Below are 25,434 nucleotides of genomic sequence, written 5' to 3'. Positions count from 1 at the left end.
CAGCGGTCGTTTGCCCGCCCCCAGTCTTGGAACACGCTTTACACGGATTCATGCAACTGACGTAGGTCGTCGTGCGGTCTTACAGGGGGCGCGGAGGCCCAGGGGCAAGGTCCCCACCAGGGGCGCGCACGGCGACGGAGAGAGCGGGGCAGTTCGTGGGACGGCGCAAGGGCAGCGGCATAGGGATCGCGCTCATGACGGTTGCGGCGCTGGCAGGCGTGAGCGCCTGCGGCACCGGCAGCGACAACCAGGCGGGCGACGGCAAGGCGTCGGGGAAGCCGACCGCGAGCGCGTCGCCCTCACCGGCGAAGCCCAAGGGCCCGCCGATGCTCCTGGAGACGATCACGCCGCAGACCGACGCCACGGTCGGCGTGGCCATGCCGGTCTCGGTGGTGTTCACCGACCCGGTGGCCGCCAAGGCGCGCGCCTCCGTCGAGAAGCACATGAAGGTGAGCGCCTCGCAGCCGGTCGAGGGCGCCTGGCACTGGTTCGGCGACAAGCGCGCCGACTGGCGGCCCAAGGAGTACTGGCCCTCGGGGACGACCGTGAAGGTCGAGGCCGACATGAAGGACGTCAGCAACGGCAACGGGCGCTACGGCGTGCGCACCTACACCCACACCTTCAAGGTCGGCGACGACGTCCGCGCCGACGTCTCCGTCACCGGGCACACCCTGAAGGTCACCAAGAACGGTTCGGCGGTGCGCACCCTGTCGATCAACGCGGGCAGCGCCGAGTACCCGACCTGGAACGGCACGATGGCCGTCATCGACAAGCAGGAGAAGCTCCACATGACCTCCTGCAGCGTCGGCATCAGCTGCACCAAGGGCGACCCCGACTACTACGACCTGACGCTGCCCTGGGACGTCCACCTCACCCAGTCCGGCACCTACGTCCACTACTCGACCGGCGACCCGAACCCGGGCAGCGGCAGCGCCCGCGGCTCGCACGGCTGCGTCCACCTGTCGATGTCCGACGCCAAGTGGTTCTACGGGCAGGTCAAGCAGGGCGACCCCGTCACCATCACCGGCTCCCCGCGCGCCAAGGCCCCGGCCGACAACGGCTACGCGGCCTTCAACGTGAGCTGGGACCAGTGGCTCGCGGGCAGCGCGTCCGGCGCGGGGACCAGCGCGACGCTGTAGATCCTCGGGAGGCGAGCGCGGCGGCTCAGCACTCGATGATGTTCACCGCGAGCCCGCCCCGCGCCGTCTCCTTGTACTTGACGCTCATGTCGGCGCCGGTCTCCTTCATGGTCTTGATGACCTTGTCGAGGGAGACCTTGTGGGAGCCGTCGCCGCGCATCGCCATCTTGGCGGCGGTGACGGCCTTCACGGCCGCCATGCCGTTGCGCTCGATGCAGGGGATCTGGACGAGCCCGCCGACCGGGTCGCAGGTCAGGCCGAGGTTGTGCTCCATGCCGATCTCGGCCGCGTTCTCGACCTGCTCCGGGCTGCCGCCGAGCACCTCGGCGAGCGCGCCCGCCGCCATCGAGCAGGCCGAGCCGACCTCGCCCTGGCAGCCGACCTCGGCGCCGGAGATCGACGCGTTCTCCTTGAACAGCATGCCGATCGCGCCGGCCGAGAGCAGGAAGCGGACCACGCCCTCCTCATCGGCGCCGGGCACGAAGTTCACGTAGTAGTGCAGGACCGCCGGGATGATGCCGGCCGCGCCGTTCGTCGGCGCGGTGACGACCCGGCCGCCCGCCGCGTTCTCCTCGTTCACCGCCATCGCGTACAGCGTGATCCACTCCATGGCGTGCGCCAGCGGCTCGCCCTCGGCGCGCAGCTTGCGGGCCGAACCGGCGGCCCGGCGGCGGACCTTGAGGCCGCCCGGCAGGATGCCCTCGCGGGACATGCCGCGCGACACGCACGCCTGCATCACGCGCCACAGTTCGAGGAGCCCGGAGCGGATCTCGTCCTCGGTGCGCCAGGCCTTCTCGTTCTCCAGCATCAGCGCCGGGATGGACAGGCCCGTCTCCCGGGTGAGGCGCAGCAGCTCGTCGCCGGTGCGGAAGGGGTACTTCAGCACGGTGTCGTCCGGCACGACCGGGTTCTCGCCTGCCGCTCCCTCCGCCGCCAGGACGGACTCGTCGACGACGAAGCCGCCGCCGACCGAGTAGTACGTCTTGGTCAGCAGCTCGGCGCCCTCGGCGTCGTACGCCCACAGGCGCATGCCGTTGGCGTGGTACGGCAGGGTCTCGCGGCGGTGCAGGACCAGGTCGTCGTCGTAGGAGAAGGCGATGTCGTGCACGGCGAGCAGATTGATCCGGCCCGACGACCTGATCTCCTCCACCCGCTCGTCGGCGTGCTCGACGTCGACGGTGCGCGGGGACTCGCCCTCCAGGCCGAGCAGGACCGCTTTCGGGGTGCCGTGTCCGTGGCCGGTCGCGCCCAGGGAGCCGTACAGCTCGGCGCGTATCGAGGCGGTGTGGGCCAGCAGGCCCTCGTTCTTCAGGCGGCGCGCGAACATGCGCGCCGCGCGCATCGGGCCGACTGTGTGCGAGCTGGACGGGCCGATGCCGATCGAGAACAGGTCGAAGACCGAGATGGCCACGGTGGAACTCCAAAGATGGTTGGTAGACGCCGTTGTCTGCCGGGGGCACGGGGCGGGGCACCGTGCCCACTGAAACCTGGTGGGTCCAGTGTGCGCGATGCCCCGTAAGGACGTATGTACGAAAGGGTACGTAACTCCAGCGGAACCGTTACAGGCCGGGGTACAGCGGGTGCTTCTCGGCCAATGCGGTCACCCGTGCCTTGAGGGCGTCCACGTCGTAGGACGGCTTGAGGGCCTCGGCGATCACGTCGGCGACCTCGGTGAAGTCCTCGGCGGTGAAGCCGCGGGTGGCGAGCGCGGGCGTGCCGATGCGCAGGCCGGAAGTGACCATCGGCGGGCGCGGGTCGTTCGGGACGGCGTTGCGGTTGACCGTGATGCCGACCTCGTGGAGGCGGTCCTCGGCCTGCTGGCCGTCCAGTTCGGAGTCGCGCAGGTCGACCAGGACGAGGTGCACGTCCGTGCCGCCGGAGAGCACGTTCACGCCGTGGGCGCGGGCGTCCTCCGAGGTCAGGCGCTCGGCGAGGATACGGGCACCCTCGATCGTGCGCTGCTGGCGCTCCTTGAAGTCCTCACTGGCGGCGACCTTGAAGGAGACCGCCTTCGCCGCGATCACGTGCTCCAGGGGACCGCCCTGGAAGCCCGGGAAGACGGATGAGTTCAGCTTCTTCGCGAAGTCCTTCTTGGCGAGGATGATGCCGCCGCGCGGACCGCCGAGCGTCTTGTGCGTGGTGGACGTGACGACGTCCGCGTACGGCACGGGGTTGGGGTGCAGGCCCGCGGCCACCAGGCCCGCGAAGTGCGCCATGTCGACCCACAGGTACGCCTCGACCTCGTCGGCGATGCGACGGAACTCGGCGAAGTCCAGCCGGCGCGGGTACGCCGACCAGCCGGCGATGATCACCTTCGGGCGGTGCTCCTTGGCGAGCCGCTCCAGCTCGGCCATGTCGACCAGGCCGTTGTCGTCGACGTGGTACGCGACCACGTCGAACTGCTTGCCGGAGAAGTTCAGGCGCATGCCGTGCGTGAGGTGGCCGCCGTGCGCCAGGTCCAGGCCGAGGATCGTGTCGCCGGGCTTGGCGAGCGCGAAGAGGGCGGCCTGGTTCGCGGAGGCGCCCGAGTGCGGCTGCACGTTGGCGTACTCGGCGCCGAACAGCTCCTTGACCCGGTCGATCGCGATCTGCTCGGTGACGTCGACGTGCTCGCAGCCGCCGTAGTAGCGGCGGCCGGGGTAGCCCTCGGCGTACTTGTTGGTGAGGACCGAGCCCTGGGCCTCCATGACGGCGACCGGCGCGAAGTTCTCCGACGCGATCATTTCCAGGGTCGACTGCTGGCGGTGCAGCTCGGCGTCGACGGCCTTGGCCACGTCCGGGTCGAGCTCGTGCAGGGACTGGTTCATTGCGGACTTGTCGGTCATATCGGGTCAGCTCCCGGAGAACTCGGTGTACTCGTCGGCGGTGAGCAGGTCCTTCGGCTCCTCGGAGATCCGGACCTTGAACAGCCAGCCGCCCTCGAAGGGCGCCGAGTTCACCAGGGACGGGTCGTCGACGACGTCCGTGTTGGCCTCGGTGACCTCGCCCGACACGGGGGAGTACAGGTCGGAGACCGACTTGGTGGACTCCAGCTCGCCGCAGGTCTCGCCCGCGGTGATGGCGTCGCCGACCTCGGGGAGCTGGACGAAGACGATGTCACCGAGCGCGTTGGCCGCGTGCTCCGTGATGCCGACCGTGGCGACGCCGTCCTCCACGGCCGACAGCCACTCGTGCTCCTTGCTGTAACGCAGCTGCTGGGGGTTGCTCATGAGTCGAATTCTCCTGTACGCGAGGCGGTGCTGATGACAGTGGGGGAGGGCGCCGGGATACGAGCGTTACTTCTGGCGCTTGTAGAACGGCAGCGCCACGACCTCGTACGGCTCATGCGTACCGCGGATGTCCACACCCACGCCCGCCGCGCCCGGCCCGGCGTGCGCGGCGTCCACGTACGCCATGGCGATCGGCTTGCCCAGGGTCGGGGAGGGGGCGCCGGAGGTGACCTCGCCGATCACCTGTCCCTCGTGGACGACCGGCATGCCCGCGCGCGGGACGCGGCGGCCCTCGGCGACCAGGCCGACGAGCTTGCGGGGCGGGGCGCTCTCGGCGCGCTCGGCGGCGGCCGTCAGCGCCTCGCGGCCCACGAAGTCGCCGTCCTTCTCGAACTTCACGACCCGGCCGAGCCCCGCGTCGAACGGCGTCAGCTCCGTGGTCAGCTCGTGCCCGTACAGCGGCATACCCGCCTCCAGGCGCAGCGTGTCGCGGCAGGACAGGCCGCACGGCGTGAGGCCGTACTCCGCGCCCGCCTCGGTCAGCGCCTGCCACAGCTTCTCCGCGTCGGCGGGCGCGACGAACAGCTCGAAGCCGTCCTCGCCGGTGTAGCCGGTGCGCGCGATGAGCGCCTCGACGCCCGCGACGGTGCCCGGCAGACCCGCGTAGTACTTCAGCCCGTCCAGGTCGGCGTCCGTGACGGACTTCACGATGGCGGGGGAGTGCGGGCCCTGCACGGCGATCAGCGCGTACGCGTCCCGGTCGTCGCGGACCTCGGCGTCGAACCCGGCGGCCCGCTCGGTCAGGGCGTCGAGGACGGTCTGCGCGTTGCCCGCGTTGGCGACCACCATGTACACGGTCTCGGCCAGGCGGTAGACGATCAGGTCGTCGAGGATGCCGCCGTCCGCGCGGCAGATCATGGTGTAGCGGGCGCGGCCGACGCCGACCGTGCCGATGTTGCCCACGAGCGCGAAGTTCAGGAGCGCCACCGCGTCCGGTCCGGACACCGTGATCTCACCCATGTGGGACAGGTCGAAGAGCCCGGCCTTCGTACGCACCGCGTTGTGCTCGTCGCGCTCGCTGGCGTAGCGCAGCGGCATGTCCCAGCCGGCGAAATCGGTCATCGTGGCGCCCAGCGAGCGGTGCAGGGCGTCGAGGGCTGTCGTACGAGGGGTACGGGTCATGGCTGGTGCTCCCGGGCGTGACGGCGATGGCGAGGGGTCCCCCGTGGCGGAGGCCCTCCCCATCTGTCATCGGAACCTGAGAGGTTCGCCCCGACCACACGTACTCATGGTCATGGCTTGCACCTTGGGTGGGGCCGCCGTACTGGACGGTCGGCCCGCTTTTCAGATGTGCCTCGCCCGCGCGGTACGGGGCCTGAGAGATTCAAGGGAGGAACTTGCTCCTTCGGCGTCCGGGCCCACATACGTGTCCGGAACTCTCCCGCGCGGATTCAAGCGGCCGGTATGCGGTTGTGTGCCTGTGGCGCGCACATCATTGCACGCCCGTGGAACGGGGAAACCCCACGGCGGGCATTACCTTCTCTTTACACTTGGCGGGCAAGGGTAAGTGGGCGGGACGGGGAGGACGATCACGGTGCGCAAGGCGATCGCGGGGGCGTACGCGACAGCGGCGTCAGCCGCGTCCACGGTGGTGCCCGGGGTGCGCATTCCCGGGCAGCGTTCGGTGCGGGACCTGCGCGGGCGCGGTGGCCGCACACCGCGCTTCATCGGCTTCGCGGCGGGCGACCTCGTCGTCCTCTCGGGGCTGCCGGGCAGCGGCAAGTCCACCCTGATGCGACGGGCCGTCACGGTCGTGCGCATCGACTCCCAGGACACCCGCGAGCGCTGGGCCGCCCGGCTGCCGCGCGGCGTGCCGTACGCGCTCTACCGGCCGCTGGTGCGCATCGCGCACTACGTGGGCCTGCACCAGGCGATGCGCTCCGGCGCCAGCGTCGTCGTGCACGACTGCGGCACCCAGGCGTGGGTGCGCCGCTGGGTGACGCGAGCGGCCCGGCGGCGCGGCGCCTCCGTCCACCTGCTGCTCCTCGACGTCCCCCCGGACACGGCGCTCGAAGGGCAGCTGGAGCGGGGCCGGGGGGTGTCGCGGTACGCGTTCGCCCGGCACCGGCGGGCGGTGGGCGCGCTGGTGACGTCGACGGAGCGGGGCGAGCTGCCGGCAGGCATCGAATCGGCGGTGCTCCTCGACCGGGCGGCGACCGACGCGCTCGGCGGGATCACGTTCAGGGGCTGAACCCCAGGCGTTATCGTCGGCGGCTATGGAACACCCGGCATTTCACGAGGACGCGCACCCCCACCCCCACCCGGCACAGGCCTGGCCGGCGAACGAGCTGGAGGAGGTCCTCGCCGCGGCGGTCGGCGTCGAGGGCGCGGGCGGCCGCATCGTCGAGGTCCTCGGCCGCAGCCCGATCTGGATTCCGCTGCCCCAGGGCGGCAGCACCGAGAGCCGCGACCTCGATCTGCCGACGCTGGAGATCGAGGGCCAGGCCTTCGTCCCCGTCTTCAGCTCCGAGCAGCAGTTCATGCAGGTCACCGGTGGCCGGATGCACTGCACGGTGGCCCCGGCCGTCGAGTTCGCGCGCGGGCTGCCCGCGCAGGTCGGGCTCGCCCTGAACCCGGACGGCGCGATCGGCATCCCGCTGCCCCCGCCCGCCGTCGCCGAACTGGCCCGCAGCGGCCGCACCCCGCTGGACGGACCGGCGACCGGTGGCCGCGTCGTGCTCTCCGAGCCGGACTGGCAGCAGGACCCGGTGGACTTCCTGGCGGCGGTGCGCGAGGAGTTCGAGGCGACCGGCACCGTACTGTCCGCCCACCGCTGTCTCGCCGTCGTCGAGGACGGGGCTCCGTCGCTGTTCATCGGCGTACAGCTGACCCAGTGGGAGGGCGCCGCGCGCGACCTTCCGCTGGACGCGCTCGGCCGTGCGCTCGGCCGGTCACCCGCCGCCTGGCCGGTGAACCTGGTCTTCCTCGACGTCACCCAGGACCCGGTCGCCGACTTCCTGCGCACCCGCGTACGTCCGTTCTATGTACGGGAACGGTGACACCGTCCGTCAAGTCGGTGTCAGGAACGCCGCTTAAGCTGGTTTCATGACGTGACCGGGCGGCACTGTGCCCTCCGGTCACGGGCGGAACACGGACGTTCACGAAGGGGCGGTTACGGGTGAGTGCGTCGGGCACGGCCGCGGCCGGACAGGTCGAGCACATGCTGCGCCAGGTGACTCCCGGGCGCTACGACGCGTACGAGGCGCTCCTCGCGGCCCTCGCCGCCGGACAGGTCTGGATGCTGCTCTGGCACGGCCAGGCAGGCTCGCCCGACGCCCAGTTCGGGAACATGGACGTGGACGGTTTCTCCTACGCCCCCTGCGTCACCTCCGCCCAGGAGCTCTCCGCGTCCGGCTGGTCCCGCGCCTACGAAGTCGTCAGCGGCGTCGACGCGGCCCGCACGCTCTACCCCGACCACTACGGCCTCTGGCTCAACCCGCACGCCCCCGGCGGCGGCGTCGGGGTGCCCTGGCTCGACCTGCGCCGGATCGCGGGCGGCCTCGACCGGCAGCCCGCCGGTCCGCTGCGGCTGACCGAGCCGGCCATCGAGATCCCCCAGTTCTGGGCGCTGCTGGCGCAGAACGCGCACCGCACCACCGCGATCCGGTCCCTGCGCCGCGCGTGGGTGCAGCCCGCGGTCGGGGCGCCGTACCTGGCGATCGGCCTCGACGTCTACGACACGGCGCCCGCGTCGGTGGACGCGGTCCGGGCGATGATGCAGCAGTCCGTCGCGGCGGTCCCGGACGGGCTGCCGGTGTCCACGGTGGCCATGTCCGACGAGTACGACCCGGTGGCGATGTGGCTGCGGGCGAACGCGCGGCCGTTCTACGACCGGGAGTCCCACGCGGCTCCGGCAGCTCCGGCCGGCGGGGGTTACGGCTACCCGCCGCCGTACGGCGCGTCGTACTGAACCGATGTCCTCCATCGCCACCCCCAGCCCGTCCGGCGATTGAGGACGAGCCTTTCGGGCGATAAGCCGGAACCGCAACTTGCATAGGACTACGAACCGTTGTGGCCCCAATGTCCGGACCAGCAACACTTCCGCCCCAACTGCCCAACGTTCGCACCCCGTTCACAGCTGTCCGGATAACGGAACACCCCTGACCGCATCACGTTTAGGCATCCTTTCCCCGTCGGGTCTGGCAACAGATCGCACACAGGTTGAAGACTCCCGCAGCAGGGGGCTTCGCCTCTGTGTACGACGGACTGAATGACGCCGCTACCGCGGCAAGTGCGGGCCGGTCACCGCCGGTTGAGAGGGGTCCCTGCCACGATGACGGCACCATTGCACGACACGACTGCGGAAACGGAGCCGACCGCCCCGGTCGACGCCGCCGCGAGCGGCGCCGGCGGCAAGGTGGAAGGGCGGTCGCTGAAGCAGATCGCCTGGAACCGCCTCAAGCGGGACAAGGTCGCCCTCACCGGTGGCATCGTTGTCGTCTTCCTCGTTCTGGTGGCGGTCTTCGCCCCGCTCATCGTGAGCCTGCTCGGCCACCCGCCGAACCAGTTCCACCAGGACAAGCTCGACCCGCTGACCAACCTGCCCAGCGGGTCCCTCGGCGGCGTCAGCGGCGACTTCCTGTTCGGCGTCGAACCGAACAAGGGCCGCGACGTGTTCAGCCGCATCGTCTACGGCGCCCGCATCTCCCTGCTCGTGGCCTTCCTCGCGGCGATCGTCGCGGTGGCCCTCGGCACCCTGTTCGGCATCATCGCCGGTTACTTCGGCGGCTGGGTCGACGCGCTGATCAGCCGCGTCATGGACGTGCTGCTCTCGTTCCCGCAGCTGCTCTTCATCATCTCCCTGGTCTCGGTGCTCCCGGACGACCTGCTCGGCCTGACCGGCAGCGGGGTACGCATCGCCGTCCTCGTCATGGTCATCGGCTTCTTCGGCTGGCCGTACATCGGCCGCATCGTCCGCGGCCAGACGCTGTCACTGCGCGAGCGCGAGTACGTGGAAGCGGCCCGGTCACTGGGCGGCGGCTCGCGCCACGTCCTCTTCAAGGAGCTGCTGCCGAACCTCGTCGCGCCGATCGTCGTCTACATGACGCTGATGATCCCGACGAACATCCTCACGGAAGCGGCGCTCAGCTTCCTCGGTGCCGGTGTCCGGCCGCCCACGGCGTCCTGGGGCGGCATGCTCCGCGACGCCCTCGAGACGTACGAGCACGACCCGATGTTCATGGTCTTCCCGGGCGTCACGATCTTCATCACCGTCCTCGCGTTCAACCTCTTCGGCGACGGGCTGCGCGACGCGCTCGACCCGAAGGGGACCCGGTAAAGCCTCAGGCCCGACCGGTCTGTACCGAACTGCCCCTGCCGCACTGTCAGGTGGCTCTACTCCATGGTTCTCCGGCAGCAGCCCGGGACCGCGATCTCGGAGGTTACGAGAAAATGCCCACAGGTTCCTCGAAACGACGGCTCGCCGCCGGCGCCGCCCTCGTTGTCGCGGCGCTCGTGTCGACCACGGCGTGCGGCGGCGGTGACGGCGACTCCAAGGACTCGTCGAAGGGCGCCGGCTACGACGCGGCCTACAACAAGGTCGCCAATGCCTCCACGAAGAAGGGAGGCACGCTGAAGATGGTCGGCAAGCAGGACCTGGACTCCGCCGACCCGCAGCGCGCCTACTACGGCATGTCGTGGGACTTCATGCGGTTCTACACGCGTCAGCTCGTGTCGTTCGCGCCGAAGCCGGGCGCCGCGTCCACCGAGCTCGTCGGTGACCTCGCCAAGTCGACCGCGAAGATCTCGGACGACGGCAAGACGTACACGTACGAACTGCGTGATGGCCTGACCTGGGAGGACGGCTCGGCGCTCACCGCGCAGGACGTCAAGTACGGCATCGAGCGTGCCTGGGCCTCCGACGTCATCACCGGCGGTCCGCAGTACCTGAAGCAGAACCTGGACCCCAAGGGCGAGTACAAGGGCCCCTACAAGGACAAGTCCAAGGACAAGCTCGGCCTGAAGGCCATCGAGACGCCGGACGCGAAGACCATCGTCTTCAAGCTGCCCAAGCCCAACGGTGACTTCGAGCAGTTCCTCGCCATGCCGTCCGGCACGCCGGTCAAGCAGTCCGAGGACACGGCCAACAAGTACACCCAGCGCCCGTTCTCCTCCGGCCCGTACAAGTTCCAGTCGTACAAGGCCGGCAAGAAGATCGTCCTGGTCCGCAACGACAAGTGGAACAAGGCCTCGGACCCGATCCGTGCCGCGCTGCCCGACAAGATCGACGTGACGATCTCCGCCAACCTGGAGGAGAACGACAAGCGTCTGATGGAAGGCGACTACGACGTCGACCTGAACGGCACGGGCATGACCCAGTCGGGTCGCGTCTCCGCCGTCCAGGACCACCGTGACAGCGTCGACAACATGCGGACCTCCTTCGTCCGCTACGTCGCGCTGATCCACTCCGCCAAGCCGTTCGACAACGTCCACTGCCGCAAGGCCGTGTTCTACGCGACGGACTTCGCCGGTCTCCAGCAGACCCGCGGTGGCGAGCTGGCCGGTGGCGACATCGCCAACTCCACGCTGCCGACCTCCATCAAGGGTCACACCAAGTACGACCCGTACGGCGTCATCGCCCGCAAGGGCAAGCCGGACGCGGCCAAGGCCAAGGCCGAGCTGAAGGAGTGCGGCAAGCCCAGCGGCTTCTCCACCAAGCTCACCGCCCGCACCAACAACCCGGGTGAGGTCGACACCGCCGAGGCGCTCCAGGAGCAGCTCGGCAAGGTCGGCATCAAGGTCGAGGTCGACTCCCTCGACGGCGCCGAGATCTCCTCGATCACCGGTTCGCCGAAGGTCGTCAAGGAGCGCGGCTACGGCATGACCATGAGTGGATGGGGCCCGGACTTCCCGTCCGGCCAGGGCTTCGGCCAGCCGCTGTGGGACAGCCGCTTCCTCTTCGACACGGGTAACTACAACGAGTCGCAGATCAAGGACCCGAAGATCGACAAGCTCTTCGACGACGCGATCGCCGAGACCGACCCCGAGGCTGCCGGCAAGATCTACGAGCAGCTCGACAAGCGGATCCTGGACCAGGCCGACTGGATGCCCTTCATCTACGAGAAGAACATCACCTGGCGTGGCCCGCGTCTGACCAACGTGTACATGTCCGACGCGTACAGCGGTCGCTACGACTACGTCTCCCTCGGCGTCGTCAAGTAACACCCCGTCCGGGCGACGGAGTTGATCCGTCGTCCGGACTTCTTCCGCTCCAGCCGCCGAAACCCGCCAGTCCGAAGGGCAGGTGATGGCCCCGGGCGGTGGCCGGGAACCCCCACGAAGGGTTCCCGGCCACCGCCGGGCCGCGCACAGTGCTTGCTTATCTCATCCGGCGCCTGTTCGCCGTTGTCATCATGGTGCTCGTCGTTCTCCTGGCGACCTTCACCATCTTTTTCATGCTGCCCAAATGGGCGGGTCAGGACGTGGCCGTCCTCTTCGCCGGCAAGGCAACCGGTGCCGAGGCGCTCGCCGGTATCCGGATCAAGCTCGGCCTGGACGACCCCGTGCTCGTCCAGTTCTGGGACTTCGTCAAGGGCATCCCGCTGGGCCGCGACTACGTCAACGGCGCCGACGTGACCCACTGCTCCGCCCCCTGCTTCGGGTACTCCTTCCGTACGGAGGAACCCGTCTGGAACACCCTCCAGGACGCGCTGCCCGTCACCCTGGCGCTCGCCGCCGGTGCCTGTGTCCTGTGGCTGGCCGCCGGTGTCGCCACCGGTGTGCTCTCCGCTCTCAAGCGCGGCACCTTCTGGGACCGCTCCGCCATGACCATCGCCCTCGGCGGTGTCTCCCTGCCGGTCTTCTTCACCGGCATGGTCGCGATGGGCATCTTCGTCCACAGCCTGGGCTGGGTGCACATCGCCGACAGCCTCTCCACGGAGGACTCCATCGGCGTCTGGTTCGAGACGCTGATCCTGCCGTGGATCGTGCTCGCCTTCCTCAACGCCGCGATGTACGCCCGTCTCACCAGAGCCACCATGCTGGAGATCCTGGGCGAGGACTACATCCGCACCGCGCGCGCCAAGGGACTCGGTGAGTCCGCGGTCATCACCCGGCACGCCCTGCGTTCCGCGATGACCCCGATCCTCACCGTCTTCGGACTCGACCTCGGTGTGCTGCTCGGCGGCGCCGTGCTCACCGAGTCCACGTTCAACCTGCCGGGCCTCGGCCTCGCGGCGGTCCAGGCCATCAGCAGTAAGGACCTGCCCGTGATCCTCGGCGTGACGCTGTTCGCGGCTCTCGCGATCGCCGTCGCCAACCTCGTCGTGGACCTTATGTACGCCGTGATCGACCCGCGAGTGAGGCTGGGATGACCGAACTGCACAAGACCGGGGCGGCGGTCGGTGAGCCCACCGACACCACCGCCTCGGCCGCTCCCAGCGCTTTCCTCGAGGTCCGCGACCTCAAGGTGCACTTCCCGACCGACGACGGCGTGGTCAAGTCCGTCGACGGGCTCTCCTTCAAGCTGGAGAAGGGCCGCACGCTCGGCATCGTCGGCGAGTCCGGCTCGGGCAAGTCCGTCACCTCGCTCGGCATCCTCGGCCTGCACACCGCCGGTCAGTACGGCCGGCGCAAGGCGCAGATCAGCGGTGAGATCTGGCTCGACGGCACCGAACTGCTGACCGCGGACCAGGACAAGGTCCGCAAGCTGCGCGGCCGCGACATGGCGATGATCTTCCAGGACCCGCTCTCCGCGCTGCACCCGTACTACACGATCGGCAAGCAGATCGTGGAGGCGTACCGCGTCCACCACGACGTCGACAAGAAGACGGCGCGCAAGCGGGCCATCGAGATGCTCGACCGCGTCGGGATCCCCCAGCCGGACAAGCGGGTGGACGCCTACCCGCACGAGTTCTCCGGCGGTATGCGCCAGCGCGCGATGATCGCGATGGCGCTGGTGAACAACCCCGAGCTGCTGATCGCCGACGAGCCGACCACGGCTCTCGACGTGACCGTGCAGGCCCAGATCCTCGACCTGATCCGGGATCTGCAGAAGGAGTTCGGCTCGGCCGTCATCATGATCACGCACGACCTCGGGGTCGTCGCGGAGATGGCCGACGAGCTCCTCGTCATGTACGGCGGCCGCTGCGTCGAGCGCGGCTCGGCGACCCAGGTCTTCTCCACGCCCCAGCACCCGTACACCTGGGGCCTCCTCGGCTCGATGCCGCGCATCGACCGGGAGCAGACCGAGCGGCTCACCCCGGTCAAGGGCTCCCCGCCCAGCCTGATCAACCTGCCGACCGGCTGCGCCTTCAACCCGCGCTGCCCGTACGCGGACATCCCCAAGGACAACATCACCCGTCGCGAGCGCCCCGAACTCCAGCAGATCGACTCCGGTCACTACTCGGCCTGCCACATGTCGGCCGAGCAGCGGGAGCGGATCTGGACCGAAGAGATTGCGCCGAAGCTGTGACGGACGCCAAAGGACCCGAGATGACGATCCCTCAGCAGACGAGTGACTCGCCGGCCACCTCGCCGGATCCCGCCAAGGGTGAGCCGCTGCTCAAGGTCGAGGGCCTGGTCAAGCACTTCCCCATCAAGAAGGGCCTGCTCAAGCGGCAGGTCGCCGCGGTACAGGCGGTCGACGGGCTGACCTTCGACGTGCGCTCGGGGGAGACCCTGGGCGTGGTCGGCGAGTCCGGCTGCGGCAAGTCGACCATGGGCCGGCTGATCACGCGGCTGCTCGAACCCACCGCCGGGCGCGTGGAGTTCGAGGGCACGGACATCACGCACCTGGGCGTCAGCGGCATGCGTCCGCTCCGCCGCGACGTGCAGATGATCTTCCAGGACCCGTACTCGTCGCTGAACCCGCGCCACAACATCGGCACGATCGTCGGCGCGCCCTTCACCATCCAGGGCGTCAAGCCCGAGGGCGGCGTACGCAAGGCCGTACAGGAGCTGCTGGAGCGCGTCGGGCTCAACCCCGAGCACTACAACCGCTACCCGCACGAGTTCTCCGGCGGCCAGCGCCAGCGCATCGGCATCGCCCGCGCGCTGGCCCTGCGCCCCAAGCTCGTGGTCGCCGACGAGCCGGTCTCGGCGCTCGACGTCTCGATCCAGGCCCAGGTGGTGAACCTCCTCGACGACCTCCAGGAGGAACTCGGCCTGACGTACGTGATCATCGCGCACGACCTCTCGGTCATCCGGCACGTCTCGGACCGGATCGCGGTGATGTACCTCGGGAAGATCGTGGAGCTCGCCGACCGCGACGACCTCTACTCGACGCCGATGCACCCGTACACCAAGGCGCTGCTCTCCGCGGTGCCGGTGCCGGACCCGAAGCGGCGCGGCGCCAAGAGCGAGCGCATCCTGCTGCGCGGTGACGTCCCCTCGCCCATCGACCCGCCCGCCGGCTGCCGCTTCCACACGCGCTGCTGGAAGGCGACGGAGGTGTGCGCGACGAAGGAGCCCCCGCTGCTCCAGCTCGGCACCGGCCACCAGGTCGCCTGCCACCACCCGGAGAACGCCCCGGACCAGGCCCCGGAGGACACCAAGCTCCTCTCGGTGGCGAAGGAGGCGATCGACGTGGTGACGGTCCCGGCCCCGGCGGAGCCCGCTGCCGCGGAGGCCCCGGAGGCGCCTGAGGCCGCACCGGAGGCCCCGGAGACGCCTGAGGTGCCGGAGACGTCCGAGGTGCCGGAGACGGCTGAGGAGCCGAAGACGGCTGAGGAGCCGAAGAAGAAGTAGCCCGCTGGGGGGCGAGCGCGGCAAAGGGCCCTCGCGCCGCTCCCCGCCCGGGTGAAGCAGAACCGGAAACCCGCGCTGTAACAATCATGGGGTGCTCCACAACCTGTTCACCCCCTCCGTCCAGCACTCGCTCGACCTCATCGGCATCTTCGTGTTCGCCATCTCCGGTGCGCTGATGGCCGTACGCAAGAACTGGGACGTCTTCGGCATCGGCGTCCTCGCCGAGGTCACCGCGCTGGGCGGAGGGCTGCTCCGGGACCTGATCATCGGGGCCGTGCCCCCGGCCGCCTTCACCGACCTCGGCTACTTCGTGACGCCGCTGGTCGCCGCGGCCCTGGTCTTCTTCCTGCACCCCGAGGTCGAGCGGACCCAGACCGCGGTGAACGTCTTCGACGCGGCGGGCCTCGGCCTGTTCTGCGTCACGGGCACGACCAAGGCGTACGCCTACGGGCTCGGCCTCACCGCCTCCGCCGCGCTCGGCGTCGCCACGGCGGTCGGCGGGGGAGTGCTGCGCGACATCATCGCCAACGAGGTGCCGTCCCTGGTCCGCTGGGACCGCGACCTCTACGCCGTGCCCGCGATGGTCGGAGCCGTCACCGTCGTCCTGTGCATCAACTACGACGCGCTGAACGCCTACACCAGCTCCCTCGCGGTCCTCACCGCGTTCCTCCTGCGCCTGCTCGCGATGCGCTACCACTGGCGCGCGCCCCGCGCGTGGAACCGCAGGTCGGCCTCGGTGGATGTGACGGAGGAGACGCCGTAGCGCGGGTTGCGTGACGAGGGCGCGTGACCAGGGCGACGAGGTCGAGCGCCGGGGCGCGTGACGAAGGCGCGTGGCCAGGGCTTCACAGACAGAAGCTACCGCTTAGTAATTTCCTGTTGTACGTTCAATGCATGGCAGAAGCAGCATCCACGGCATCCACGAAGGCCCGCATCGGCGACAGCGAGTTCGACCGCGACACCGCCGTCACCCGCCGCGCACCCGGGGTCTACGACATCGACCTCTCCGCCGGCTGGACGATCATCAACGCCGTCAACGGCGGCTACCTGCTCGCCGTCCTCGGCCGCGCCCTCGCGGACGCCCTGCCGCACCACGACCCGTTCACGATCTCGGCGCACTACCTGACGGCCTCGGCCCCCGGTCCCGCCGTGATCCGCACCGACGTCGTCCGCACCGGCCGCACCCTCTCCACCGGCCAGGCCTCCCTGTTCCAGTACGCCGACGACGGCACCGAGGTGGAGCGCATCCGCGTCCTCGCCTCCTACGGCGACCTGGACGCCCTCCCCGACGACGTGCGCACCAGCGCGGAGATACCCGCGTTCCCGCCCATCGACCAGTGCTTCGGCGCGGGCGACGCACCCGAGGGCGCGCCCCCGGTCCCCGGCAGCTCCGCGATCACCGACCGCCTCGACCTCAAGCTCGACCCGGCCACCCTCGGCTGGGCGCTCGGCGCGCCGTCCGGCAAGGGCGAGATGCGCGCCTGGTTCGGCCTGGCCGACGGCCGCGACGCGGATCCGCTGTCGCTGCTCCTCGTGGTGGACGCCCTGCCGCCGACCGCGTTCGAACTCGGCCTCAAGGGCTGGGTCCCGACCGTCGAACTGACCGTCCACGTCCGCAGCCGCCCGGCTCCGGGCCCGCTCCGCGTCTCCATCACGACGCGGAACCTTGCGGGGGGTTTCTTGGAGGAGGACGCGGAGGTCTGGGATGCGGAGGGTCGGCTGGTGGCTCAGTCTCGGCAGCTGGCCAGGGTCCGACTGAGCTGACGCGTCCGGTTGTCCGCCGGCTGCGGCCCGGTGGGGCTTTTCGTGCAGTTCCCCGCGCCCCTGAGATGCGCACTGCGTGCGCCATCTCAAGCGGCGCGTCCAGCGCGCCCCCATGGGGCTGCGGCGAAGCCGCATGCTCCAGGGGCGCGGGGAACTGCGCGACCAGCCCCCCACCGGGCCGCGGTCGACGAACAACCAATGCGGCACGCCAGACTGGGCTGGTGAAGTCCGACCGCCTGCTGTCCATCCTGCTGCTCCTACAGACCCGCGGCCGCGTCCCCGCCCCCGAACTGGCGGCCGCCCTAGAGGTCTCGGTCCGCACCATCTACCGGGACATCGAAGCGCTGAGCGGCGCAGGCGTACCGGTCTACGCCGAGCGCGGGCGACACGGCGGCATCGCCCTCCTGCCCGGCTACCGCACCGACGTCACCGGACTCACCGCGGACGAGTCCCGCGCCCTGTTCATCCTCGCCGCGCAGGGCGCCCACGCCGCCCTCGGCCTCGACTCGGCGATCGGCTCGGCCCTGCGCAAGGTCATGGTGGCCCTGCCCGCACCGCACCGCCCGGCGGCCGAGCTGACGTCACGGCGCATCCTGGTGGAGTCCTCGCGCTGGATGGGCCCGCCCCCGCGCGAGGTCGACGTCAGCGCCTTGCAGGACGCGGTCTTCGCCGACCGCCGGCTGCGGATCCGCTACCGGCACAGCGGCGCCGACGCGCCCCGCACGTACACCGTCGACCCCTACGGCCTCGTCTGCAAGGCCGGAGTCTGGTACCTGGTCGCCGACCGGCGCGGCGTGCCCCGCCTCTTCCGCGCGGACCGGATGCACGCGGCGACGGTCACCGAGGCCCCGGTCAGGCGGCGCGACGGTGTCGAACTCGCCGACGCCTGGGCGGTGCTGAAGCGACAGGTCGAGGTACGGCCCGGCGGCATCGACGTCACCGCCAGGGTCCGCCGCGCCCGCTTCGACCTGTTCCTGCGGATGTGCGGCAACTCCCTGACCGAACACCCCGAGGACGACGGCGCCAGCGAGTGGATCACGGTCAGGCTCGGCTACGGAGTCCTGGGCGCGGCCCGCTCGCTGGCACCCTTCGCCGACCACCTGGAAGTGCTCGAACCGCCCGAGGTGCGCGAGGAACTGGCGCGCTGCGCCGCCGCGATCACCGCTCTGTACGCGCAAGCCCCGCACGCAGGAACCGACCGAGCGCGGCCGTGAGTTCGGCGGGCGCGTCCTCCTGGACCAGATGCCCCGCGCCCTCGATGATCCGCAGTTCGGCCCCGGGGATCGCCTCGGCCAGCTCGTGCCCCCGCGCGAGCGGTATCCAGGTGTCCTCGGCGCCCCAGCAGACGAGTACGGGCAGCTCCAGCTCCCCGTAGCGGCCCTGGATGTCGTCGGTGAACCGCTGGTCGTTCTGCTCGATCTGCCGGTAGAAGGAGTCCTTGCCCGCCTCGGTCAGCCACGGCGCGACGAGCCGCGCGTGCGTGTCCGGATGCAGGCCCGACCGGCTGGCGGAACCGAGGTAGCGGTGCACGAGCGCCTCGTGCAGATCGTCCGGCAACTGCCGGAAGACGTCCGCGTGTTCGGCGAGCAACCGGTACGTGGGGGAGCCCCACGGTGCGAGTGCCACCGGGTCGACCAGGGCGAGCCTGGAGTACGCGGCGCCGTGCAGCAGGTGGGCACGCAGGGCGACGCAGCCACCGAAGTCATGGGCGACGACGGCCGGTTCGGTCAGACCCCAGTGGTCGACAAGGCCGGCCAGGACGCGGGCCTGGGTGTCCAGCGTGAGGTCCTGGTCGGGGCGCATCTCGGAGGCGCCGTAGCCCGGCAGATCCCATACGTACACGCGGTGTTCGGCGGCCAGGGCGCGGGCCGGGCCGCGCCACACGTAGGACGAGAACGGCGTGCCGTGGACGAGGACGACGGGCGGCGCGTCGGCCGGGCCGAGCGCGGCCCAGCGGACCTCACCGGAGGGTCCGGCGTAGGTGCGGTCGAGGTACCAGTCGGTGCGGTCGAGGTGCCGATCGGTGCGGTCGAGGTGCCGGTCGGTGTTCCGGTCCGCTGATGTCATGACCGTAAGGCTAGTTGCTCATGACACGTCCAGCCAGTGTCTGCGGCCCAGACTCACCAGCCTCAGCTGCCGCTCCGCGAGTCCCGCCGCGCGGGCGAAGTCCTCGGGAGGTGTGGTGAGGAAGACCGACGCCGTCATCACCATGTGGTCGACGTACAGGCCGGCGAGCATCAGCAGGTCCTCCCGGGTCCAGCCCGCCGACTCCGGGTCGTGGCTCAGGGCCGCGGCCACCTCCTCGGCGAACTGCCCGAGCTGTGCCCCTATCGCCTCGCTGACCCGCTGCACGCCGCCGTGCCGCTCGCGCGCGATGAAGCGCACATGGGCCGGGTGGGCACGCACATGCGCGGCGATCAACTCCACGGTCCGCGCGATCCGTTCGTCGCTGTCCCAGGTCGCCGTGAGCAGTTCCGAGACCACCGTGTGCAGGCTGCCGAGCGCCTCGTCGACCAGCGCGACCCCGAGGTCGGCCGTGCTGTCGAAATGCCGGTAGAACGCGGTCGGTGCCACCCCCACGGCGCGCGTGACCTCCCGCAGGCCCAGGCTGCTGAGGCTCTGCTCCTCGAGCAGTTGCAGTGCCGCGTCCAGGAGTGCCTGCCGGGTTTTCTGCTTCTGCGCCTGGCGGATGCCGAGAGTGTGACTCATGTCATCCAGTTAACAACTGTTCTCCGTATTTGGAAACCGCGTACGGGGATAGACTAGTGAGTCAGTGAACAGTTGTAATCCAGATTCGGTCTGAGAGGTTTCCCGTGCTGTTCCTCGTAGCGGCTCTGCTCCTGCTGGGCTTCGCGCTCGGCACCGTGGCGCACGCCCCGCTCTCGTTCACGCTGGTCGCCGCCGCCGTCATCGCCGTCTGGCTGGCCGTCTTCGCGGCCCGCGAGCGCTACGGCCGCCGCCACCAGAGCTGATCCACCACGCCAGGTTTCATCGGTAAGTCACCAGGTTTCATCTGTAAGGGGGTACCAACCATGCAGCTCACCGCACCCGACCGGACACAGAAGACGCAGCCGGCACAGGAACCGCGGCAGACGCAGCAGGCATCGCAGGCACATGAGGAGCAGGAGGTCCGGCCCACCGGACGGCGGGACACCGACGGTATGGCCGTCGCCTCGTTCGTCCTCGGCCTCGTCGGCCTGCTCGTCCTGAACGTCTTCCTCGGCCCGATCGCGATCGTCCTCGCCGGCCTCGCCCTGTGGCGCGGCACCACACGCCGCGGCCGCGCCCTGCTCGGCCTCGGGCTCGGCATCGCCGACCTCGTCGTGCTCGCCGTCCTCATCGCCGGCGACTCCACACTGTCCTGGAGCATCGCCGGCTGACACCCGGCGAGAGCCCTCGGGTGGGACGGGACCCCACGCGGCGGCCGAGGCCCGCCGGCGGGCTCGTAGAATCATGCCCACCATGGCCTACCTCGACCACGCCGCGACCACTCCGATGCTTCCGGAGGCGATCGAGGCGATGACCGCCCAGCTCGGCGTCACCGGCAACGCCTCGTCCCTGCACGCCGCGGGCCGCCGCGCCCGGCGCACCGTCGAGGAGTCCCGCGAGACCCTCGCCGCCTCCCTCGGCGCCCGACCCAGCGAGGTCGTCCTGACCGCGGGCGGCACCGAAGCCGACAACCTCGCCGTCAAGGGCCTGTACTGGGCCCGGCGCGCCGCCGACCCGGCCCGCACCCGCGTCCTCACCAGCCCCGTCGAGCACCACGCCGTCCTCGACGCCGTGCACTGGCTCGCCGAGCACGAGGGCGCCACCGTCGAGTACCTGCCCGTCGACTCCTACGGCCGTGTGCACGCCGACGCCCTGCGCGAGGCGATCGCCCGCCACCCCGCCGACGTGGCCCTGGCCACCGTCATGTGGGCCAACAACGAGATCGGCACGGTCCAGCCCGTCCGTGAACTCGCCGACGTGGCCCGCGAGTTCTCCATCCCGCTGCACGCCGACGCGGTGCAGGCCTACGGCCAGCTAGAGGTCGACTTCGCCGCCTCCGGCCTCGCCGCCATGACCGTCTCCGGCCACAAGGTCGGCGGCCCGTACGGGGTCGGCGCCCTCCTCCTCGGCCGCGAGTACAGCCCCGTCCCCGTCCTGCACGGCGGCGGCCAGGAGCGCCACGTCCGCTCCGGCACGCTCGACGTGCCCGCCGTCGCCGCCTTCGCGACGGCGGGCAGGATCGCGGCCGAGCGGCGCGAGTGGTTCGCCCGCGAGATCGGCGCCCTGCGCGACGAGCTGGTCACGGCGGTCCGCACGGCCGTCCCCGAAGCGATCCTCGGCGGCGACCCGGCCCCCGGCGGCCGTCTCCCCGCCAACGCCCACTTCACCTTCCCCGGCTGCGAGGGCGACTCCCTCCTGCTGCTCCTGGACGCCCAGGGCATCGAGTGCTCGACGGGCTCGGCCTGCACCGCGGGCGTCGCCCAGCCCAGCCACGTCCTGCTCGCCACCGGCACCGACCCGGACCTCGCCCGCGGCACCCTGCGCTTCTCCCTCGGCCATACGTCGACCGAGGCGGACGTGGAGGCGGTGGCGGCGGCGATCGGCCCGGCGGTGGAGCGGGCACGCAGCGCGGGCCTGACGTGAACAGGTCCCATGCGAGCGCGTACGGGTGCGAGCGGGGTTCGAGGCCAGGCTCGCAAAGTCACGCTCTCAGGCCTTGGCGGCGCCCGCCTTCTCATAGGCAGCCTTGACCAGCCGCATGTACTTGTCCCAGTTCCAGAGCGGCCCGGGGTCGGTGTGGTCGGTCCCCGGCACCTCGACGTGCCCGATGACGTGCTCACGGTCGGCCGGGAACCCGTAGCGTCTGCATATCGCGGCGGTCAGCCGGGCCGACGCCGCGTACATGGCATCGGTGAAGTCCTCGGGCCGGTCGACGAACCCCTCGTGCTCGATGCCGACACTGCGCTCGTTGAACTCCCGGTTCCCCGCGTGGAACGCGACGTCCAGCTCCCGGATCATCTGCGCGATGTGCCCGTCCTGGCGCACCACGTAGTGCGCGGCCGCGCCGTGCCAGGGGTCCTTGAAGACCTTCAGCGTCCCCTGATAGCTGCCCTGCGTGACGTGCACGATGACCCGGTCGATCGTGTAGTCGGCGGGCCGGTCCGCCCGCCGCCAGTTCGCCGCGGCCGCCGCCACCCACTCCGCGCCCCGGTAGTCCACCGCCCCGGCCTCACGCGGCTTGTCGACGCCCGGTACCTGCCACCACATGTGCGCCAGATCGCTGCGCGCGAGGACCCCGACGCCCACGGCCGACGCCACGCCCCCGATGATCAGGGTCCGCCGGCTGACCGCCCGCCCGCCGTCCCGGCCGCCCTTCGCGGCCCCTTGCTCCCCCATAAGACGCCCCCGCTCTTTCACCCCCGTCGTCCCCGTACGAGATCAACAACGCTTATCCGGGGGGATTCGGTTCCCGACGCCCCGTACCCTGTAAGTGCTATGACTTCGCAGACCTCGATGCTCCCCGCCGATCGTCCCCTCCGCGTACTCGCCGCCATGTCGGGCGGCGTGGACTCGGCCGTCGCCGCGGCCCGCGCCGCCGAAGCCGGCCACGACGTGACGGGCGTGCACCTCGCCCTGTCCGCGAACCCGCAATCCTTCCGCACCGGTGCCCGCGGGTGTTGCACCATCGAGGACTCCCGCGACGCGCGCCGCGCGGCGGACGTCATCGGCATCCCGTTCTACGTGTGGGACCTCGCGGAGCGCTTCCGCGAGGACGTGGTCGACGACTTCATCGCCGAGTACGAGGCCGGGCGCACCCCGAACCCGTGCCTGCGCTGCAACGAGAAGATCAAGTTCGCCGCGCTCCTGGACAAGGCCCTCGCGCTCGGCTTCGACGCGGTCTGCACGGGCCACTACGCCCAGGTCATCGTGAACGAGTCCGGGGACCGCGAACTGCACCGCGCCTCCGACATGGCCAAGGACCAGTCCTACGTCCTCGGCGTCCTGGACGACCGGCAGCTCGCCCACGCGATGTTCCCGCTGGGCGACACGGTCACCACCAAGGAAGAGATCCGGGCGGAGGCGGAGGCCCGCGGCCTGGCCGTCGCCAAGAAGCCCGACTCCCACGACATCTGCTTCATCGCCGACGGCGACACCCAGGGGTTCCTGGCCTCCCGCCTCGGCAAGTCCGAAGGGGACATCGTCGACGAGTCGGGCGCGAAGCTCGGCACCCACGAGGGTGCCTACGGCTACACCATCGGCCAGCGCAAGGGCCTGCGCATCGGCACCCCGGCACCCGACGGCAAGCCGCGCTACGTCCTGGACATCTCCCCGGTCAACAACACGGTCACGGTCGGCCCGGCCGACGCCCTGGACGTCTCCGCCCTGACCGCGATCAAGCCCCGCTGGTGCGGAGCGGCCCCCTCCGGCCCCGGCACCTACACGGCCCAGCTCCGCGCCCACGGCGGCGAAACGGAGGTCTCGGCCGAACTGGTCGCCGGCGAACTCCGCGTCACCTTCACAGAGCCGGCCCGAGGGGTCGCCCCGGGCCAGGCGATCGTTCTGTACGACGGGACGCGGGTGGTGGGGTCGGCGACTATCGCTACGACGTCGCGGGTCGCGGCCGGGGTGTAGCCCGCGACGCCTCCTTTTCTTACTTGACGAGGTAGGCGGCAAAGGCGAGCCCGGGCACCACCAGCATGGCGGCGCAAGAGAGACGTGTCTCTTTTTGGCGCCACCCCTGAACCGCCAGATAAGCGCCGTAGAACAACATCAGGTCCGCGCCGACCATAGGCGGCGGGAGTGTCCCCTCCATGGTGTGCGTCACGGTTCCGAAAGCCGCCATCGCGGCGAAGAACGCCAGCGCGAGGGCGGTGAACCGCCGGTCACGATTGTCCCGCGCTTCGTCGGCCAGTCTCTGTTCGAGGTTCATGCAATCTTCTCTGCTGGGGTTGGGTGGGCGTCTTACAGCAGTGCGTTGTCGTAGCTCTTGCCTACTACGGGGAACTTCCGCATATCGCCGACAAGCGCGCACATGCCGCCGACGGCTGCGAACGCGAGGTTGACGGCGGCCATCAGGCGGTCGTACTGCTCGGTGAGTTCCCGATACCGCTTGACCATGGCGGTCACGCGTTCTGCCGCGAAGGCCGCGCCGACGAAACTTCGGGCGATGCCGACCCCGGAGAATGCCACTGCGGTGGAGGCGGCGGCGGAGACAGCGACCTGAATTCCCCAGTCGCAGATCTCCGCGATCGCACCCTTCGCTGTCTCGGCGAACGAGAAGACGAGCCTGGCCACATTCAGGTACCGATCCCGGAGGTCGTGAAAGGCATCGCGTGTCGCGTCGAGTTTTCCGGCCGAATTGTCGAAATACTTCCACGCGGCGTCCGCGGCATTTCCTTGCCACGTGACGTCGAGCACGGAATTCCCGTGTCGAATGTTCGCGGCCATGTCGCTGCACGCGCCCCCCAGGCAGTCCCACGCGTCAGCACAATCGGCGTAGCTCTGCCAGTCACCCATGAGCCAGTTGGTGACGTTTCCGAGGATGTCGTAGCCGAAGGCGAACTTGAGGCCCTCGTTCGCCAGTGCGGACACACTGCCGAAGTCGAGCAGAGTCCCCGCGACTTTGTTGGCGGGCGCGAACTCGAGCTCCGCCAGATGTCCCTGGAGCCAGCCGTCCGCTCCGCCCGGTGGTTTGAGGCGGCTGCCGGCATCGCTGACGTCCCGGAACGACGTACCACCGCTCGGACGAGGTCGGGGGACGTGGGAGGGCGTCACGCCCGGATAGGTCGCGTCGAGCTTTCGGGCCTGTGTCAGGTCGATCGAGTCGTACCAGGCGGCTGTCTTCTTCAGCTCGCCCACCGAGGCGTCGAGGATCGCGTCGAAACGGCCCAGGACGTCACGGGCCTCACGCACCCTCTTCTCGTGATCACCAACCGCCCCGTCCCACAACTCTCCGATGAGCGAGGAGTCGATGGCGGTGCTGCGATCGAGGTAGGCGCGGGCGGTCCCGCAGTCGCCGGCCGCCCGGCGGACGAGGCCCGCGTAACCGACCAGGTCTGCGGACTTCACGGCCAGCGTCATACCGGCCTCCGCCGGGCACGCTCGGCCTGCATACGGACCCGTTCCGCAGCCGTCTGCTCTTCGCCGGCCCGGGTCAGCGCCTCCCGCTCCGCATCCGACATCGCCTCCCAGCGCGAGCGGAAATCCCGACCCCCTTCAATCACCGCCTCCGCATACGCAGAAATCCGCGTGGCCTCCCGCAGCCCCACCCGGCCGGCCAGTACCTCCTGGGACATCTCCTTCAGGACGGGGCCCGCGTCACCCCGGCGGAACACCTCCATCGCCCGGCGCAGAAGGCGTTGCTGGACGGGGTCGTCCGTCAGGTCCATGTAGGTGGCTCGGTCGAGCCGGTGCGGCGTCTCGGCGGTCACTACGTCTCCTCGGTGCGGCAGCGCATATCGCAGGGAGCGGCACAGTAGTGAGGGAGGAGAAGGAGAGAGGCCGTGCAAAGGGGAGAGACGGGCGCGCAGGACGGCCGGGGCGCAAGGGCCCGCTGGCCGACCCCCGGCGCGGCGCCTCATCCGAAT

26 protein-coding genes and 2 riboswitches are annotated in these 25,434 nt (G+C 70.2%); of the genes, 16 read left to right on the top strand and 10 right to left on the bottom strand.

Features of this window, described 5'->3' with window-relative positions; genetic code table 11:
- Positions 1-155 precede the first annotated feature (155 nt).
- Positions 156-1,139: a L,D-transpeptidase gene (locus ABD366_RS25855; protein ID WP_324769579.1), complete on the top strand. Its 984-nt coding sequence runs from the start codon at positions 156-158 to the stop codon at positions 1,137-1,139.
- A 25-nt stretch (positions 1,140-1,164) separates the two neighbouring features.
- Here the strand turns inward: ABD366_RS25855 and ABD366_RS25850 are convergent, their stop codons facing one another.
- From ABD366_RS25850 to gcvT, 4 genes are all read right to left on the bottom strand, one after another.
- A complete protein-coding gene (locus tag ABD366_RS25850) occupies positions 1,165-2,550 on the bottom strand; it encodes an L-serine ammonia-lyase (RefSeq protein ID WP_324769578.1) in 1,386 nt (461 codons plus the stop codon).
- Between the two features lie 148 nt (positions 2,551-2,698).
- The gene (locus tag ABD366_RS25845) at positions 2,699-3,964 is read right to left on the bottom strand and encodes a serine hydroxymethyltransferase (RefSeq protein WP_324769577.1); all 1,266 of its coding nucleotides are present in this window, start codon (positions 3,962-3,964) and stop codon (positions 2,699-2,701) included.
- A gap of 6 nt (positions 3,965-3,970) precedes the next feature.
- Positions 3,971-4,348 carry a glycine cleavage system protein GcvH gene (gene gcvH, locus ABD366_RS25840; protein WP_324769576.1) on the bottom strand — a complete coding sequence of 126 codons (378 nt, stop codon included), beginning with the start codon at positions 4,346-4,348 and terminating at the stop codon, positions 3,971-3,973.
- A 66-nt stretch (positions 4,349-4,414) separates the two neighbouring features.
- Positions 4,415-5,530, bottom strand: a complete 1,116-nt coding sequence (gene gcvT, locus ABD366_RS25835; protein ID WP_324769574.1) for a glycine cleavage system aminomethyltransferase GcvT — start codon at positions 5,528-5,530, stop codon at positions 4,415-4,417.
- 53 nt (positions 5,531-5,583) lie between these two features.
- Positions 5,584-5,702: riboswitch (glycine riboswitch) on the bottom strand.
- A riboswitch (glycine riboswitch) is annotated at positions 5,703-5,802 on the bottom strand.
- Between the two features lie 134 nt (positions 5,803-5,936).
- Here gcvT and ABD366_RS25830 point away from each other — a divergent pair.
- The 11 genes from ABD366_RS25830 (at position 5,937) to ABD366_RS25780 (ending at position 18,072) form a co-directional block, all read left to right on the top strand.
- Positions 5,937-6,599: an AAA family ATPase gene (locus ABD366_RS25830; RefSeq protein WP_411293722.1), complete on the top strand. Its 663-nt coding sequence runs from the start codon at positions 5,937-5,939 to the stop codon at positions 6,597-6,599.
- Between the two features lie 25 nt (positions 6,600-6,624).
- Positions 6,625-7,407, top strand: coding sequence for an enhanced serine sensitivity protein SseB (locus ABD366_RS25825; RefSeq protein WP_324769572.1), 783 nt, complete (start codon positions 6,625-6,627; stop codon positions 7,405-7,407).
- A 119-nt stretch (positions 7,408-7,526) separates the two neighbouring features.
- Positions 7,527-8,318, top strand: coding sequence for an enhanced serine sensitivity protein SseB C-terminal domain-containing protein (locus tag ABD366_RS25820; protein ID WP_324769570.1), 792 nt, complete (start codon positions 7,527-7,529; stop codon positions 8,316-8,318).
- A gap of 363 nt (positions 8,319-8,681) precedes the next feature.
- Positions 8,682-9,686 carry an ABC transporter permease gene (locus tag ABD366_RS25815; RefSeq protein ID WP_324769568.1) on the top strand — a complete coding sequence of 335 codons (1,005 nt, stop codon included), beginning with the start codon at positions 8,682-8,684 and terminating at the stop codon, positions 9,684-9,686.
- Positions 9,687-9,799: 113 nt separating this feature from the next.
- Entirely contained in the window at positions 9,800-11,569 is a 1,770-nt protein-coding gene (locus ABD366_RS25810) for an ABC transporter substrate-binding protein (RefSeq protein ID WP_324769566.1), read from the top strand.
- A 149-nt stretch (positions 11,570-11,718) separates the two neighbouring features.
- Positions 11,719-12,720: an ABC transporter permease gene (locus ABD366_RS25805; RefSeq protein WP_324769594.1), complete on the top strand. Its 1,002-nt coding sequence runs from the start codon at positions 11,719-11,721 to the stop codon at positions 12,718-12,720.
- Entirely contained in the window at positions 12,717-13,820 is a 1,104-nt protein-coding gene (locus tag ABD366_RS25800; RefSeq protein WP_324769565.1) for an ABC transporter ATP-binding protein, read from the top strand. The genes ABD366_RS25805 and ABD366_RS25800 overlap by 4 nt, the downstream gene beginning before the upstream one ends.
- 20 nt (positions 13,821-13,840) lie before the next feature.
- A complete protein-coding gene (locus tag ABD366_RS25795; protein ID WP_324769563.1) occupies positions 13,841-15,094 on the top strand; it encodes an ABC transporter ATP-binding protein in 1,254 nt (417 codons plus the stop codon).
- Between the two features lie 91 nt (positions 15,095-15,185).
- Positions 15,186-15,857: a trimeric intracellular cation channel family protein gene (locus ABD366_RS25790; protein WP_324769562.1), complete on the top strand. Its 672-nt coding sequence runs from the start codon at positions 15,186-15,188 to the stop codon at positions 15,855-15,857.
- Positions 15,858-15,988: 131 nt separating this feature from the next.
- On the top strand, positions 15,989-16,858 hold the full coding sequence (locus ABD366_RS25785; protein ID WP_324769560.1) for a thioesterase family protein: 870 nt from the start codon (positions 15,989-15,991) through the stop codon (positions 16,856-16,858).
- A 221-nt stretch (positions 16,859-17,079) separates the two neighbouring features.
- Positions 17,080-18,072 carry a helix-turn-helix transcriptional regulator gene (locus ABD366_RS25780; RefSeq protein ID WP_324769559.1) on the top strand — a complete coding sequence of 331 codons (993 nt, stop codon included), beginning with the start codon at positions 17,080-17,082 and terminating at the stop codon, positions 18,070-18,072.
- On the opposite strand, the gene ABD366_RS25775 is transcribed toward ABD366_RS25780, so the two are convergent.
- Positions 18,017-18,925: an alpha/beta fold hydrolase gene (locus ABD366_RS25775; protein ID WP_324769558.1), complete on the bottom strand. Its 909-nt coding sequence runs from the start codon at positions 18,923-18,925 to the stop codon at positions 18,017-18,019. The genes ABD366_RS25780 and ABD366_RS25775 overlap by 56 nt on opposite strands.
- Positions 18,926-18,943: 18 nt before the next feature.
- Positions 18,944-19,567, bottom strand: a complete 624-nt coding sequence (locus ABD366_RS25770) for a TetR family transcriptional regulator (RefSeq protein ID WP_324769557.1) — start codon at positions 19,565-19,567, stop codon at positions 18,944-18,946.
- Between the two features lie 104 nt (positions 19,568-19,671).
- Between ABD366_RS25770 and ABD366_RS25765 the strand changes: the two genes are divergently transcribed.
- From ABD366_RS25765 to ABD366_RS25755, 3 genes are all read left to right on the top strand, one after another.
- Positions 19,672-19,830, top strand: coding sequence for a hypothetical protein (locus ABD366_RS25765; protein ID WP_324769556.1), 159 nt, complete (start codon positions 19,672-19,674; stop codon positions 19,828-19,830).
- A gap of 189 nt (positions 19,831-20,019) precedes the next feature.
- Positions 20,020-20,238, top strand: a complete 219-nt coding sequence (locus tag ABD366_RS43505; protein ID WP_411293721.1) for a DUF4190 domain-containing protein — start codon at positions 20,020-20,022, stop codon at positions 20,236-20,238.
- A gap of 82 nt (positions 20,239-20,320) precedes the next feature.
- Positions 20,321-21,490, top strand: coding sequence for a cysteine desulfurase family protein (locus tag ABD366_RS25755; protein ID WP_324769593.1), 1,170 nt, complete (start codon positions 20,321-20,323; stop codon positions 21,488-21,490).
- A gap of 66 nt (positions 21,491-21,556) precedes the next feature.
- Here ABD366_RS25755 and ABD366_RS25750 read toward each other — a convergent pair whose 3' ends face one another.
- Positions 21,557-22,243, bottom strand: a complete 687-nt coding sequence (locus ABD366_RS25750) for an N-acetylmuramoyl-L-alanine amidase (protein WP_324769553.1) — start codon at positions 22,241-22,243, stop codon at positions 21,557-21,559.
- Positions 22,244-22,342: 99 nt separating this feature from the next.
- On the opposite strand from ABD366_RS25750, the gene mnmA reads away from it, so the two are divergent.
- Positions 22,343-23,479, top strand: coding sequence for a tRNA 2-thiouridine(34) synthase MnmA (gene mnmA, locus ABD366_RS25745; RefSeq protein ID WP_324769552.1), 1,137 nt, complete (start codon positions 22,343-22,345; stop codon positions 23,477-23,479).
- 19 nt (positions 23,480-23,498) lie between these two features.
- Here mnmA and ABD366_RS25740 read toward each other — a convergent pair whose 3' ends face one another.
- From ABD366_RS25740 to ABD366_RS25730, 3 genes are read right to left on the bottom strand one after another with little or no spacing between them, the layout of a single operon-like run.
- Positions 23,499-23,777: a hypothetical protein gene (locus ABD366_RS25740; RefSeq protein ID WP_324769551.1), complete on the bottom strand. Its 279-nt coding sequence runs from the start codon at positions 23,775-23,777 to the stop codon at positions 23,499-23,501.
- A gap of 32 nt (positions 23,778-23,809) precedes the next feature.
- Positions 23,810-24,928 carry a hypothetical protein gene (locus tag ABD366_RS25735; protein ID WP_324769549.1) on the bottom strand — a complete coding sequence of 373 codons (1,119 nt, stop codon included), beginning with the start codon at positions 24,926-24,928 and terminating at the stop codon, positions 23,810-23,812.
- Positions 24,925-25,278: a hypothetical protein gene (locus ABD366_RS25730; RefSeq protein WP_324769547.1), complete on the bottom strand. Its 354-nt coding sequence runs from the start codon at positions 25,276-25,278 to the stop codon at positions 24,925-24,927. Before ABD366_RS25730 ends, ABD366_RS25735 begins: the two co-directional genes overlap by 4 nt.
- Positions 25,279-25,434 lie beyond the last annotated feature (156 nt).

It is taken from the genome of Streptomyces kunmingensis (assembly GCF_039533535.1).
In the GTDB taxonomy this organism is placed as follows: Bacteria; Actinomycetota; Actinomycetes; order Streptomycetales; family Streptomycetaceae; genus Streptomyces; species Streptomyces kunmingensis.
Note: the sequence above shows the minus strand (reverse complement) of the source record. Positions and strands in the feature narration are given on the sequence as shown.

Bases quoted from the DNA above. Each gene is read 5' to 3' on its own strand.
- ABD366_RS25845 (WP_324769577.1), bottom strand. From the start codon at position 3,964: ATGACCGACAAGTCCGCAATGAACCAGTCCCTGCACGAGCTCGACCCG.
- gcvH (WP_324769576.1), bottom strand. From the start codon at position 4,348: ATGAGCAACCCCCAGCAGCTGCGTTACAGCAAGGAGCACGAGTGGCTG.
- gcvT (WP_324769574.1), bottom strand. From the start codon at position 5,530: ATGACCCGTACCCCTCGTACGACAGCCCTCGACGCCCTGCACCGCTCG.
- ABD366_RS25825 (WP_324769572.1), top strand. From the start codon at position 6,625: ATGGAACACCCGGCATTTCACGAGGACGCGCACCCCCACCCCCACCCG.
- ABD366_RS25815 (WP_324769568.1), top strand. From the start codon at position 8,682: ATGACGGCACCATTGCACGACACGACTGCGGAAACGGAGCCGACCGCC.
- ABD366_RS25810 (WP_324769566.1), top strand. From the start codon at position 9,800: ATGCCCACAGGTTCCTCGAAACGACGGCTCGCCGCCGGCGCCGCCCTC.
- ABD366_RS25800 (WP_324769565.1), top strand. From the start codon at position 12,717: ATGACCGAACTGCACAAGACCGGGGCGGCGGTCGGTGAGCCCACCGAC.
- ABD366_RS25795 (WP_324769563.1), top strand. From the start codon at position 13,841: ATGACGATCCCTCAGCAGACGAGTGACTCGCCGGCCACCTCGCCGGAT.
- ABD366_RS25785 (WP_324769560.1), top strand. From the start codon at position 15,989: ATGGCAGAAGCAGCATCCACGGCATCCACGAAGGCCCGCATCGGCGAC.
- ABD366_RS25775 (WP_324769558.1), bottom strand. From the start codon at position 18,925: ATGACATCAGCGGACCGGAACACCGACCGGCACCTCGACCGCACCGAT.
- ABD366_RS25770 (WP_324769557.1), bottom strand. From the start codon at position 19,567: ATGAGTCACACTCTCGGCATCCGCCAGGCGCAGAAGCAGAAAACCCGG.
- ABD366_RS43505 (WP_411293721.1), top strand. From the start codon at position 20,020: ATGGCCGTCGCCTCGTTCGTCCTCGGCCTCGTCGGCCTGCTCGTCCTG.
- ABD366_RS25755 (WP_324769593.1), top strand. From the start codon at position 20,321: ATGGCCTACCTCGACCACGCCGCGACCACTCCGATGCTTCCGGAGGCG.
- ABD366_RS25750 (WP_324769553.1), bottom strand. From the start codon at position 22,243: ATGGGGGAGCAAGGGGCCGCGAAGGGCGGCCGGGACGGCGGGCGGGCG.
- mnmA (WP_324769552.1), top strand. From the start codon at position 22,343: ATGACTTCGCAGACCTCGATGCTCCCCGCCGATCGTCCCCTCCGCGTA.
- ABD366_RS25740 (WP_324769551.1), bottom strand. From the start codon at position 23,777: ATGAACCTCGAACAGAGACTGGCCGACGAAGCGCGGGACAATCGTGAC.
- ABD366_RS25735 (WP_324769549.1), bottom strand. From the start codon at position 24,928: ATGACGCTGGCCGTGAAGTCCGCAGACCTGGTCGGTTACGCGGGCCTC.